Genomic DNA, 12,045 nt, shown 5'->3' with positions numbered 1-12,045 from the left:
ATTTGAGTATCTATGTGGACCAGCAGTCAGTCTCGCCCAAGACGGGAAGTCTGGGAACGCGGTTCCTCATCTATCCTCAGGTGCCGCACCTGACCGGCTACGAAAAACCGGAGACGGTCTGGATAAGCACGCCGCCGGCCGAGATAAAAGCCGGCCCTGCCGACCGGCGCATGTATGTCGTCGATCCTCTTTTTGAAAAACCGGTCTACGAATATCCCTACCAGCCGCCCTTCATCGGCGACCGTTTCCCACCCGCCGAGGCAGGACCCGACGGCCACTTCGATCATCTCGACCCGCAGAGCCGGGAATTCGTCTGTGCGCATGTATTCGCCACGCTCAGGCGCGTGCTCGACATCTGGGAAAGTTATCTCGGGCACGAGATCATCTGGCATTTCGCCCAGACCTATGAGCGCCTTGAAATCATTCCGCAGGTCAACTGGCACAACGCCCAGTCCGGCTACGGCTACATGGAATTCGGCATTGAGCGCGGTGACCGGGAAAGCGCCCTGCCCTATGCGCTGAACTTCGACGTGATTGCGCACGAATTCGGCCATGCGCTGATCTTCGCCGAGATGGGCACGCCGACCGGAAGCGCCGGCCGGCAGTATTTCGGCTATCACGAAAGCGTCTCCGATCTGATCGCCCTGATCTCGCTGCTGCATTTCGACAGCGTGCTCGATCGCCTGCTCAGGTCGACCAACGGCAACCTGCTGACAATGAACGAACTCAACCGGATCGCGGAACTGGCGGGAGACAAGCAGATCCGCACGGCCAGCAACGACCGCAAGATGAGCACGGTGAGCGACGCGGTTCATGATCTTTCCAAGCCATTCACCGGCGCCATCTTCGATACGCTTGTGGAGCTCTATCACCGCGACGCGGTGGACCAGGGTCTTGTCGATCTTCCCAAGGAAGTCAGTCACGACCGCCTGTTTGAACTCGACCACCACGAAATTGAGTTGATCGGCACCCGGTTCGCCGAGGCGTTCGCCGCCCGCTCCTTCCTGTTGAAATCGACCCTTGAAAACGCGCGCGACCTGCTGGGTTCGGCAATCGCCCGTTCGTGGAGCACCCTGGATCCGGACACGCTCAACTATGCGGTCGCGGGCGCGGCAATCGCGGACCAGTTCGACGAGATGGGCGAACCGGACGCCGGAGACATCCTGATGGAAAACCTGGAATGGCGGGAAATCGTCGTTCGCACCTGAAAACACGCGGCATGAAAACGAGAAGGGGGACTTAGAGATGACTGACGAGACTTCCAACGGGCAATTCCCGACAATCCAACCGGACCCGTACTACGATCCCGCCGAGATCATCCTGGTCGGCATGAACATATCCTGGATCAAGAACGAGAAGGCCGCCGACGTGAAGATCGACACCGGCGCGAACGCGGCGAGCCGCATCTCGATCCAGCTCCTGTCTGCTCCCGGCAGCCAGATCGCGCTGGTCAAGGCCTATATCTACGAAGGCCGTCAGTATGACCTGCCCAAGCCGAAAATCATGATCGTCTCCGGTGAAGGCGAGGACCTCCCGGGCAACTATGTGCCGAAGGACCGGCCCCTCAAGTTCTGGCGCATGAACAAGCTGACCCGAACCGCGGAAATCACGATCGAGGACGGACTTCTCGAGAACCTGATCCTGGAGGCCAATCTGCCTGGCCGGAGGTCACCGAATTCCTATGCCGCCAACATGCAGATGGCGCACAGGTCCGGACGCCTGAATTCCTGACAACGCGCCTTGGCAGACCCGCCGGCACCGTGACAACGGACCGGTGACGCTCTCAACGGCCAAACCAATCAAGGATAAGCAGATGGCAGAAGACCAGTCCGTAAATCTCGATCAATGCGCCCCTTATGAACCCGGGGAATTTGTGATCGACGACATCAAGGCCGCCGAAACAAAGGCGCCGGCGCTGGTGCCCGGCATCATGAGTGTTGTCGGCGTGGGGTTCGTCTACATTCCGCAAACCCACGCTGAAGGCAGCAAGCATGTGGTGATCAAGAAATTCAGCCTCGAGGACAACCTGGCCGGCACCCCGGCGCCGGTCACCGATCTCCTGCTCGATTTCCAGGATGGAAACTACGAGGCACGGGTCGCCGTACGGGAACCTTTTCGGGTCCAGCGGGATTTCGAGATGGCGGTGACGCTGGAGGCGGACAGGGAGGGCGTCGATGGCGGTTTTCTGAGAGTTCTCTTTTTCTACGACCACGAAGAACCCAGCTAGAGCCTGTCGTGCTCACGGAGAGAATAGGCCCGCCTGGCGGCGGGCCTTGCTGTTTCTAGAAGTCGAACCTGACGCCCTGGGCAAGCGGCAGCTCGGCAGAATAGTTCACCGTCGATGTCTGGCGGCGCATGTAGCCCTTCCATGCATCCGAACCGGATTCGCGCCCGCCCCCCGTTTCCTTTTCGCCGCCGAACGCACCGCCGATCTCTGCACCGGACGGGCCAATATTGACATTGGCGATCCCGCAATCGGAACCAGTAGCCGACAGGAAGGTTTCGGCTTCGCGCATGTTGAGCGTGAAGATGCAGGATGACAGTCCCTGCGGCACGTCATTCTGCAATGCGATTGCCTCCTCCAGATGCTCGTATTCCATCACGTAGAGGATCGGTGCGAAGGTTTCCGTTTTGACGGTCGCGGTTTGGCCCGGCATTTCGACCAGCGCGGGCGCGACATAGGCGCCACCCGGCACACCATTTGAAACAGGTGCGCCGCCATGCACCGTGCCGCCTTCGGCACGGGCATTTTCCAGGGCCGTCTGCATCGCCTCAAGCGAGGCATTGTCGATCAGCGGGCCGATGAGCGTTCCCTCGGCGCGAGGGTCGCCGATCGGCAGGCTGCCATACGCTTTGACCAGCTTCTGTACCAGATCGTCCTTGATTGATCTGTGCACGATGAGGCGGCGCAGCGATGTGCAGCGTTGACCGGCGGTGCCGACTGCGGAAAAGACGATGGCACGCACAGCCATTTCAAGATCGGCGGACGGTGCAACGATCATGGCATTGTTGCCGCCAAGCTCCAGGATCGGTCGTCCCCAGCGCGCGGCAACCTTCGGTCCGACAATGGAGCCCATGCGCGTGGACCCGGTCGCGGACAGGATCGGCACGTCCTTCGAGCTCACCAGCGCTTCGCCGATTTCGGAACCGCCGATGACGACCTGCATCAGGTCTTCGGGCGTATCGTCACCGAACCGGGCAACCGCCCTGTCGAAGATGCGCTTACATGCGAGTGCGGTCAGAGGCGTCTTTTCGGACGGCTTCCAGATCACCGGATTGCCGCAAATGAGCGCGAGCGCGGTGTTCCAGGACCAGACGGCGACTGGAAAATTGAACGCCGTGATCACGCCGCAGGGCCCCATCGGATGCCAGGTTTCCGACATCTTGTGGCCTGGCCGTTCCGAGGCAATGGTGAGACCGTAGAGCTGGCGCGACAGACCGACGGCAAAATCACAGATATCGATCATCTCCTGGACTTCACCGAGACCCTCCGAGGTAATCTTGCCTGCTTCCAGGGTAACCAGCGCGCCAAGATCTTCCTTGGCGGCGCGAAGCTCCTCACCCAGAAGCCGGACCAGCTCGCCGCGGCGCGGCGCAGGCAGGACACGCCAGCTCCGGAAAGCCGACTGCGCGCGTGCGATCACGGCGTCCATGTCTCCAATCGGCGTTTCCGCAATCGCGGCAACGCTCACCCCATCAATCGGTGAGGTGACCGCCAGGCTGCCGCCTGCGAGATCGCACTCGGCAAAGCCGAGCGCGCGCAGAACCTCTGCGTGCTCCATGACTGTTTCTCCTATTTGACTTTAGCTGCTGTAGCGCGCGCCGTTCTTTGTTTTCAGGAAGGCTTCAAGCGGCACGTCTTCCTGCTTGAGAAAACCCTTTGCGGGCAGCGCACCGTCTCGCACCATTTCGATGATGGCGACGACCGAAGACGCGGTCGTCCAGGCAATGGCCGTCCGTTCGCGGCCCGCAATCTCGATCGGTTTCAGGCCTCTGACAAACTCCTTGCGCAGGGTGCGCCCGTCCCGTTCGCCTTCTGCCGCCACGTGGATATAGACGATGTCGTCGCTCACCGGCGGCTTCGCGTTCACAAGGATCTCACCGGCTTCCTTGCGCCGGTCGCGCATCAGAAGTTCGTGGAAGAAGAAGTTCATCAGCTGGACGTGACCCGGATAGCGCATGGTCTTGTAGTCCATGTTCGGTACGCGCGACCTGTAGGTCTCGCACATGGTGCCAAGGCCGCCGGATGTCGTGAAGGCTTCCAGTTCGATGCCGCCGATGACGATCTTCTCGATCCATTCCATCGGCGAGACCCATTTGATCTCGCCGTCCTCAAGAACCTCACAATCGTTGAGATACTCGTTGACCACGCCTTCCGGCGACCAGTTGAAGGAATAGCCCATCAGCCCGGTGGGGTTCTGCGGCAGGGCACCGACCCGCATGCGGCAGGACCGGCAGCTCTCGAACTCCTCGATCAGGCTGGCGCCAACGATCCCGACAAAGCCGGGTGCCAGCCCGCATTGCGGCGCCATCAGCCCCTTCGAGGATTTGGCAAGTTCCATGATCGCCTTGGTCGTCGGAACGTCTTCGGTCAGGTCGAAATAATGAAGACCCAGCTCATGCGCCGTGCTGGCCACACCGACATTCAGGAAATAGGGCAGGCAGGAAAGCACGGCATGCGAACCGGAAAGAGCGTCCCGCAGGGCGTCCAGGTTGCTGACGTCAACATGGCGGGTTTCGAACGGCAGGTCGGCACTTGCATGCGTATCGAAGCCGGTCACGTCAAAACCGCTGTCGTGGAGAAGCTCACCCGCCAGCGTGCCAACCTTGCCAAGGCCCAGAACCGCTATCTTGTCCATCTGCAACATCCCCCGAGAATGACGTGTCACAGGATAACCCTCCTTGACCCGAACAATAACACCTGAAAAATAGTTATATTCATGATTATAACTCATAGGTTGGCGGTGCCATGGAACGTGACTTTCCGATCCCCACGATTTCGGTCCTGCGCTGCTTCGAAGCCGCCGCGAAACACCAGAGCTTCACCGCCGCCGCCGAAGAGCTCGGCCTGACGCAAAGCGGTGTCAGCCGTCAGGTCAAGGAACTGGAGGAGCAGATCGGCGCGCCGCTGTTCCGGCGGGAAGGTCGCGGCATCCGGCTGACGCAGGCCGGCAAATCGCTCGCCGAGGGTGTTTTCTCCGATCTTTCGCGGCTGCGGCGGACAATCAGCCAGGCGGTCGCCGCGGGCGGCACCCAGGAACTCCTGACCATCGCGGCACTGCCCTCCTTCGCAACGCGCTGGCTCGTTCCCCGGCTGAAGCACTTCAAGGAACTGCGCCCGAACCTGGACCTGATGGTCCACAGCCGTTCCGAGCCTTTCGACCTTGTCGAGGAAGGCATCGACGTTGCAATCCACTTCGGCGCAAACGACTGGCCCGGCGCCAAACTCAGCCCCCTATGTCCGGAAGATCTGATCGTGGTTGCCGCACCATCGCTGCTGGCGAGCAGTCCCGTTGAGCAGACGTCCGACATATTGAAGCTGCCGCTGCTTCACATGACGGCGCGCTCGCACCTCTGGAAAGTGTTCCAGAAATCGGTGCCCGGAACCTTCGCCCATGTTCAGGTCGGCAGTTACTTCGACAGGTTCTCGCTGGTGATTGCCGCCGCCAGCAGCGGCATGGGAGCCGCGATCCTGCCGACCTATCTGATCGAGACCGAGCTTGCCTCGGGCGCGCTCGTTAACCTGGCATCGGTAACCGACAATTCCGAACACAATTACTACCTGGCAACGCCTCCGGGCAGGATCAGCCCTCCCGCTGCCGAATTCCTGACCTGGATCCGTGGTCAGGTGAGCCGCAGGGTCAAACCCGTCTGAAGGTCATCTGCAAGCCGGGCTCCTCGACACGCATATATGCATTGGCATATTTATTTTAAGTTTGAAATTTTAGACTTGAAGTAAATTCTGAAACGTGGTTCGCTGAGCGTGATGATGGGGCTCGCGTCATGTGGAGGATCTGATGAAGATTGCGTGTTTGGGCGGTGGGCCGGCGGGTCTCTATTTCGCGATTTCCATGAAACTGCGCGACCCGTCGCACGACGTCGTCGTATTGGAACGCAACCGCGCCAACGACACCTTCGGGTGGGGCGTTGTGCTGTCGGACGATGCGCTCAGCCGCATGGAGGGCAATGACCCTGTCAGCACCCGGGCGATCCGCGATCACTTCGCCTACTGGGACGACATCGCCGTGGAGCACAACGGCGTCCGCACGGTGTCCGGCGGCCACGGCTTTGCCGGGATTGGCCGCAAGCAGATGCTTGTTCTTCTTCAGGAGCGCGCGCGCGAACTCGGCGTGGAGATGCGTTTCGAAACCGAATTCGAAGACGCGGAAACCTTTCGTCAGGACTACGACCTCGTTGTCGCCTGCGACGGGATCAACTCGAAGGTCCGCACCGAATACGAAGATGTCTTCAAGCCGGACATCGACACCCGCCTGTGCAAGTTCATCTGGCTGGGCACGCATCAGAAATTCGACGACGCCTTCACCTTCATCTTCGAGAAGACCGAACACGGCTGGATCTGGGCGCATGTCTACCAGTTCGACGACAACACCGCGACGTTCATCGTCGAGTGTCTTCAGCCCACATGGGACGGCTGGGGCTTTGCCGACATGTCAAAGGAAGAGACCGTCGAAACCTGCCGCAAAATCTTCGAGAAATACCTCGGCGGCCATGACCTCATGTCAAACGCCGCCCATCTGCGCGGCTCCGCGGTCTGGATGAACTTCCCGCGCGTGATCTGCGAAAAGTGGTATCACAAGAACATCGTACTGATGGGCGACGCCGCCGCGACCGGACACTTTTCGATCGGCTCCGGGTCCCGCCTCGCCTTCGACAGCGCAATCGCGCTTGCCGACTATCTGCACAGCGAAGCCGATATGGAAACGGCCTTCGAGCGCTATCAGGAAGAGCGGCGGCTCGAGGTTCTCAGGCTGCAGTCCGCAGCGAGAAATTCGCTGGAATGGTTCGAGAACGTGGAACGCTACCTCGATCAGGATCCCGTCCAGTTCAACTACAACCTGCTCACCCGCTCGCAACGGATCAGTCACGAGAACCTGCGCCTGCGCGATCCGAAATGGCTTGAATCCGCGGAAAGGTGGTTCATGGACCGGTCCGGCGCTTCGCCGAACGCGCCGGTGCGTGCGCCCATGTTCGCCCCGTTCAAGCTGCGCGAGATGCCGCTGAAGAACCGGATCGTCGTGTCGCCGATGGCGCAGTACAAGGCCGTCGACGGTGCTCCGACCGACTGGCACCTGATCCACTACGGCGAACGGGCGAAGGGCGGCGCGGGCCTGGTCTATGTCGAAATGACCTGCGTCAGCGCCGAGGGCCGCATCACGCCGGGATGCCCCGGGCTCTATGCGCCCGAACACGAGAGCGCCTGGAAGCGCCTCACCGATTTCGTGCACGGCGAAACGGATGCGAAAATCTGCTGCCAGATCGGTCATTCCGGACGCAAGGGATCGACGCAGATCGGCTGGCAGGAGATGGACGCCCCTCTCGCTGAGGGCAACTGGGAACTGGTGTCCGCATCCGCGATCCCCTGGTCGGCGAACAACGCGACGCCGCGCGAGATCAACCGGACCGAAATGGAGGAAATCAAGGCCCAGTTCGTCCGCTCGGCCGAGATGGCGGAGCGCGCGGGGTTCGACATGATCGAACTCCACGCGGCGCACGGATATCTTCTCTCCTCCTTCATCTCGCCGGTCTCGAACGTCCGCACCGATGAGTATGGCGGCACTCTTGAAAACCGCATGCGCTGGCCTCTGGAAGTGTTCAGGGCGATGCGCGAGGTGTGGCCACAGGAAAAACCCATGTCGGTGCGCATTTCCGCAAATGACTGGGTCGGCAGCGAAGGCGTGACGCCCGAGGACGCCGTTGAAATCGCCAGGATGTTCCGGGCTGCCGGAGCCGATCTCATCGATGTTTCGGCCGGCCAGACGACACCGGATGCCAAGCCGGTCTACGGCCGTATGTTCCAGACACCGTTTTCCGACCAGATCAGGAACGAGGGCGGGCTCCAGACCATGGCGGTCGGCAACATCTACGAGGCGGACCACGCCAATTCCATCCTGATGGCGGGACGCGCGGACCTTGTCGCCGTGGGCCGTCCGCATCTCGCCAACCCGTACTGGACCCTTCACGAGGCCAGCCGCATCGGCGACAGGAACGCAACCGACTGGCCCCTGCCCTATCTCGCCGGCCGGGATCAGGCCTGGAGGCTTGCGGATCGGGACGCGGAGATCCTGCGCGCATGAGTGTGTCCGGGAAACATGTCATCGTCACCGGTGGCGGCAGCGGCGTTGGAGCGGCCTGTGCTGCGCTCCTGGCGCAAAAGGGTGCGACCGTCACCATATTCGGCCGGACCGAAGCAACGCTGGCCGCGCAATCCCTGCCCTACCAGCTGTGCGATGTCACCGATGTGGGCACCGTCAAATCCGCCTTCGAAGCCGCGCGGAAAAATGCCGGCCCGGTGGACGTCGTCGTTGCAAATGCCGGTGCCGCCGAGAGCGTGCCGTTTTCGAAAACCACGCCGGATCTTCTGCAAGACATGCTCTCCGTCAACCTGATCGGGGTCGCCAATGTCTGGCAGGCGGCGCTTGCCGACATGAAAGTCTCCGGATGGGGACGGATGATCGCGATTGCGTCCACGGCCGGGCTCAGGGGCTATCCCTATGTGAGTGCATACTGTGCCGCCAAACACGCCGTTGTCGGCCTGACACGGTCTCTTGCGAAGGAACTCGCCAGGACCGGGATCACGGTCAACGCCATCTGCCCCGGCTTCGTCGAGACACCCATGCTGGAACGCTCGATCGACAACATCATGGAAAAGACCGGCCTTGGCCGTGAAGAGGCCGAAAACACGCTGAAGGCAGACAACCCGCAGGGCCGGTTCATCCAGACGGACGAAATCGCCGAGATGGCCTGCTGGCTTTGTTCGCACAGTGCCCGGTCGGTCAATGGTCAGGCCCTGAGCCTGTCGGGAGGCGAGTTATGACAGGCCAGACGGAAACACTCTCCAAGGCCCGTCTGCGCGTCTGGCTGAAACTTCTGAAGGCCTCGAACGGCATCGAGGCCGAGATCCGGCGCCGGCTCCGCGACGGTCACAACACGACCTTGCCGCGCTTTGACGTCATGTCGGCGCTGGCCAGGTTTCCCGAAGGCCTGAAAATGAGTGACCTGTCCACGTTCCTCCGTGTGTCCAACGGCAACGTGACCGGCATCGTCGACAAGCTGACCGAGGAAGGCCTGGCGCATCGTGTCGCGGTGCCCGGAGACAAGCGCGCCCAGGTCGCGCGTTTGACCCGGAAGGGGGAAGCGGAATTCGAAAACCTCGCCAGCCGCCATGAAAGCTGGATAAATGCGCTTCTCGAGGGATTGACGGACGAAGACCTGGAAACGCTCTCCGACAAACTGGAAAGAGTGCTGGCCCAGAGCAGTGAACAGGAGCGGGCGGATGCGTAGCGACGTGCAACATTTCCGATGCGGGATTTCGGACGGCATCGCGCGGATCGCGCTCGACCGGCCGGAGCGCAAGAACCCGCTCACGTTCGAAAGCTATGCCGAACTGCGCGACTGGTTCCGGGATCTGCACTATGCCGACGATGTCCACGCTGTGGTCATTCTCCCGAATGGCGGCAATTTCAGCTCCGGCGGCGACGTCCACGACATCATCGGACCGCTGACACGCATGAACATGAAGGAACTGCTGGCCTTCACGCGCATGACCGGCGACCTGGTCAAGGCCATGCTCGGATGCGGCAAGCCGGTGATCGCGGCGGTTGACGGGATCTGTGCCGGCGCGGGCGCGATCATGGCCATGGCGTCCGACCTGCGCATTGCCACACCGGAGGCCAAGGTGGCTTTCCTGTTCAATCGCGTCGGCCTTGCCGGCTGCGACATGGGCGCCTGCGCGATGCTGCCCAGGATCATCGGCCAGGGACGCGCGGCGGAACTGCTTTATCTCGGACGTTCCATGAAGGCCGATGAGGGCCACGCCTGGGGGTTCTTCAATTCGGTCGTCGCGGCCGCAGAGCTTGAAGGCGCGGCCATCGACCTTGCCGCGCGCATCGCTGCCGGCCCGACCTTTGCCAATTCCATGACCAAGACCATGCTGGCGCAGGAATGGTCGATGAGCCTGGAACAGGCGATCGAAGCCGAGGCCCAGGCGCAGGCCATCTGCATGCAGGGCAACGATTTCCGCAGGGCTTACGAAGCTTTCGCGGCCAGGGAAAAACCGGTGTTTGAGGGCGACTGATGGCAGACCGGACCTTCCTCAGCTGGCCCTTCTTCGACGATCGTCACCGTGCACTGGCCGACGAGCTTGAGGCCTGGGCCATTGCCAATCTCGGTGGTCTAGACCACCACGACACGGATGCGGTCTGCCGCAAGCTGGTCGCCGATCTCGGCGAGGCGGGCTTCCTGAGACTTACCGGTTCGCCCGACGGCCAGCTTGACGTCCGCAGCCTTTGCCTCATCCGCGAAACGCTTGCGCGCCATGACGGGTTGGCCGATTTCGCGTTTGCGATGCAGGGGCTTGGTACCGGTGCGATTTCGCTCTTCGGCACCGACGCGCAAAAGGATCACTGGCTGCCGCAATCGCGCAGCGGCGGCGCGATTGCCGCCTTCGCACTGACCGAACCGCAATCGGGCTCGGACGTCGCCAATTCGACAATGACGGCGACCCCCGACGGCAACGATTATGTCCTCAACGGGGAAAAGACCTGGATCTCCAACGGCGGCATCGCCGACGTCTACACGCTCTTTGCCCGGACCGGCGAGGCGCCCGGTGCCAAGGGGCTTTCCGCCTTCATCGTGACCCCGGACGCGGGCGGCTTCGAAGTTGTCGAGCGTCTCGAAACAATTGCCCCGCATCCGCTGGCAACGCTCCGCTTCACCGATTGCCGGGTTCCGAAGACAAGCATGATCGGCGCGCCAGGAGCGGGGTTCAAGGTCGCCATGTCGGTCCTCGATATCTTTCGCTCGACGGTCGCCGCAGCCGCGCTCGGGTTTGCAAGGCGCGCGCTCGACGAGGCCCTGGGGCGGGTCACGACGCGGAAAATCCAGGGCGCACCCCTGTTTGACCTGCAACTGGTCCAGGGGCACATCGCGGACATGGCCCTAGACATCGACGCCGCCGCGCTTCTCATCTACCGCGCCGCGTGGGCAAAGGACAGCGGTGCGCCCCGTGTCACGCGCGAAGCGGCCATGGCCAAGCTGTTTTCAACGGATCAGGCGCAACAGGTGATCGACAAGGCCGTTCAGCTGCACGGCGGCGACGGCGTACGCAGCGGCACGACGGTTGAAAAACTCTACCGCGAAATCCGGGCGCTTCGGATCTATGAAGGGGCTTCCGACGTTCAGAAGATCATCATCGCACGCCAGACGCTGCAAAGCCTCTGACGGCCAACCAGAAGGGAAGGACTGAGCATGACCAAGGAACTTGACGGCGGCATCACCCGGAACGGCGAAGGCTTCGACGGCGTGGCGCTCAATATTCTGGGACAAACCTACTATCCCAAGGCCTGGTGCGAGTCGACATTCGCATTCGAGACCAATTCCGAACCGGGTCAATTTGTTCCGGTTCATGTTCACCCGACCCAGGACGAATTCATTCTGGTGCAGGAAGGCGAACTCGACCTCAAGCTCGACGGAGAATGGGTCAAGGCGCGGGCCGGTGACCTTGTGCGCATGCCGATGGGCGTCCCCCATGGATACTTCAACAAGTCCGACAGCCCCTGCCGTGCGCTCTTCTGGGTGTCACCGGCCGGCAAACTGAAGGAACTGTTCGACGAACTGCACGAGATGACGGACGTGGAAGCGGTTGTGCGCGTTTCGGCGGAACACGATGTCGACTTCCTGCCACCGGAAGCCAATGAGTAGCCCGGACGCCAAATAACTATTTTTTTCAAGAGCGTTAGAGCATCTTGACTGCAACGGGCAGACGACGGAATGCTCTGCGGTCCGTTTAACGAAAGGGGAAGATGT

12 protein-coding genes are annotated in these 12,045 nt (G+C 61.5%); 10 read left to right on the top strand and 2 right to left on the bottom strand.

Annotation, left to right across the window (positions count from 1 at the left end; genetic code table 11):
• Window positions 1-2 precede the first annotated feature (2 nt).
• The 3 genes from ACO08A_RS16125 (at window position 3) to ACO08A_RS16115 (ending at window position 2,227) form a co-directional block, all read left to right on the top strand.
• A complete protein-coding gene (locus ACO08A_RS16125; RefSeq protein WP_422037010.1) occupies window positions 3-1,208 on the top strand; it encodes a hypothetical protein in 1,206 nt (401 codons plus the stop codon).
• Window positions 1,209-1,245: 37 nt separating this feature from the next.
• On the top strand, window positions 1,246-1,731 hold the full coding sequence (locus tag ACO08A_RS16120) for a hypothetical protein (RefSeq protein ID WP_421979513.1): 486 nt from the start codon (window positions 1,246-1,248) through the stop codon (window positions 1,729-1,731).
• A gap of 82 nt (window positions 1,732-1,813) precedes the next feature.
• Window positions 1,814-2,227 carry a hypothetical protein gene (locus ACO08A_RS16115; RefSeq protein ID WP_422037009.1) on the top strand — a complete coding sequence of 138 codons (414 nt, stop codon included), beginning with the start codon at window positions 1,814-1,816 and terminating at the stop codon, window positions 2,225-2,227.
• Window positions 2,228-2,282: 55 nt separating this feature from the next.
• Here ACO08A_RS16115 and ACO08A_RS16110 read toward each other — a convergent pair whose 3' ends face one another.
• On the bottom strand, window positions 2,283-3,782 hold the full coding sequence (locus tag ACO08A_RS16110; protein WP_422037008.1) for an aldehyde dehydrogenase family protein: 1,500 nt from the start codon (window positions 3,780-3,782) through the stop codon (window positions 2,283-2,285).
• Window positions 3,783-3,803: 21 nt separating this feature from the next.
• Window positions 3,804-4,865 (bottom strand): saccharopine dehydrogenase C-terminal domain-containing protein, encoded by a 1,062-nt coding sequence (locus ACO08A_RS16105; RefSeq protein ID WP_422041765.1) that lies wholly within the window; start codon window positions 4,863-4,865, stop codon window positions 3,804-3,806.
• Between the two features lie 104 nt (window positions 4,866-4,969).
• Here ACO08A_RS16105 and ACO08A_RS16100 point away from each other — a divergent pair, with 104 nt between their 5' ends.
• From ACO08A_RS16100 to ACO08A_RS16070, 7 genes are all read left to right on the top strand, one after another.
• A complete protein-coding gene (locus tag ACO08A_RS16100; RefSeq protein WP_422037007.1) occupies window positions 4,970-5,875 on the top strand; it encodes a LysR substrate-binding domain-containing protein in 906 nt (301 codons plus the stop codon).
• A gap of 142 nt (window positions 5,876-6,017) precedes the next feature.
• Window positions 6,018-8,315 carry a bifunctional salicylyl-CoA 5-hydroxylase/oxidoreductase gene (locus tag ACO08A_RS16095; RefSeq protein ID WP_422037006.1) on the top strand — a complete coding sequence of 766 codons (2,298 nt, stop codon included), beginning with the start codon at window positions 6,018-6,020 and terminating at the stop codon, window positions 8,313-8,315.
• Window positions 8,312-9,055: an SDR family NAD(P)-dependent oxidoreductase gene (locus tag ACO08A_RS16090; protein WP_422037005.1), complete on the top strand. Its 744-nt coding sequence runs from the start codon at window positions 8,312-8,314 to the stop codon at window positions 9,053-9,055. Before ACO08A_RS16095 ends, ACO08A_RS16090 begins: the two co-directional genes overlap by 4 nt.
• Window positions 9,052-9,522, top strand: a complete 471-nt coding sequence (locus ACO08A_RS16085; RefSeq protein ID WP_422037004.1) for a MarR family winged helix-turn-helix transcriptional regulator — start codon at window positions 9,052-9,054, stop codon at window positions 9,520-9,522. The genes ACO08A_RS16090 and ACO08A_RS16085 overlap by 4 nt, the downstream gene beginning before the upstream one ends.
• Window positions 9,515-10,315, top strand: coding sequence for an enoyl-CoA hydratase family protein (locus ACO08A_RS16080; RefSeq protein WP_422037003.1), 801 nt, complete (start codon window positions 9,515-9,517; stop codon window positions 10,313-10,315). The genes ACO08A_RS16085 and ACO08A_RS16080 overlap by 8 nt, the downstream gene beginning before the upstream one ends.
• Window positions 10,315-11,460 (top strand): acyl-CoA dehydrogenase family protein, encoded by a 1,146-nt coding sequence (locus ACO08A_RS16075; RefSeq protein WP_422037002.1) that lies wholly within the window; start codon window positions 10,315-10,317, stop codon window positions 11,458-11,460. Before ACO08A_RS16080 ends, ACO08A_RS16075 begins: the two co-directional genes overlap by 1 nt.
• 27 nt (window positions 11,461-11,487) lie before the next feature.
• Window positions 11,488-11,940, top strand: coding sequence for a cupin domain-containing protein (locus ACO08A_RS16070; RefSeq protein ID WP_421984369.1), 453 nt, complete (start codon window positions 11,488-11,490; stop codon window positions 11,938-11,940).
• Window positions 11,941-12,045: the final 105 nt, after the last annotated feature.

The sequence above is a fragment of the Roseibium sp. genome, from assembly GCF_965232425.1.
GTDB lineage: Bacteria > Pseudomonadota > Alphaproteobacteria > Rhizobiales > Stappiaceae > Roseibium.
Note: the sequence above shows the minus strand (reverse complement) of the source record. Positions and strands in the feature narration are given on the sequence as shown.

What these genes read in the sequence shown, in the direction of transcription:
- ACO08A_RS16120 (WP_421979513.1), top strand. Translation starts at nt 1,246, where the DNA reads ATGACTGACGAGACTTCCAACGGGCAATTCCCGACAATCCAACCGGAC.
- ACO08A_RS16115 (WP_422037009.1), top strand. Translation starts at nt 1,814, where the DNA reads ATGGCAGAAGACCAGTCCGTAAATCTCGATCAATGCGCCCCTTATGAA.
- ACO08A_RS16110 (WP_422037008.1), bottom strand. Translation starts at nt 3,782, where the DNA reads ATGGAGCACGCAGAGGTTCTGCGCGCGCTCGGCTTTGCCGAGTGCGAT.
- ACO08A_RS16100 (WP_422037007.1), top strand. Translation starts at nt 4,970, where the DNA reads ATGGAACGTGACTTTCCGATCCCCACGATTTCGGTCCTGCGCTGCTTC.
- ACO08A_RS16095 (WP_422037006.1), top strand. Translation starts at nt 6,018, where the DNA reads ATGAAGATTGCGTGTTTGGGCGGTGGGCCGGCGGGTCTCTATTTCGCG.
- ACO08A_RS16090 (WP_422037005.1), top strand. Translation starts at nt 8,312, where the DNA reads ATGAGTGTGTCCGGGAAACATGTCATCGTCACCGGTGGCGGCAGCGGC.
- ACO08A_RS16085 (WP_422037004.1), top strand. Translation starts at nt 9,052, where the DNA reads ATGACAGGCCAGACGGAAACACTCTCCAAGGCCCGTCTGCGCGTCTGG.
- ACO08A_RS16080 (WP_422037003.1), top strand. Translation starts at nt 9,515, where the DNA reads ATGCGTAGCGACGTGCAACATTTCCGATGCGGGATTTCGGACGGCATC.
- ACO08A_RS16075 (WP_422037002.1), top strand. Translation starts at nt 10,315, where the DNA reads ATGGCAGACCGGACCTTCCTCAGCTGGCCCTTCTTCGACGATCGTCAC.
- ACO08A_RS16070 (WP_421984369.1), top strand. Translation starts at nt 11,488, where the DNA reads ATGACCAAGGAACTTGACGGCGGCATCACCCGGAACGGCGAAGGCTTC.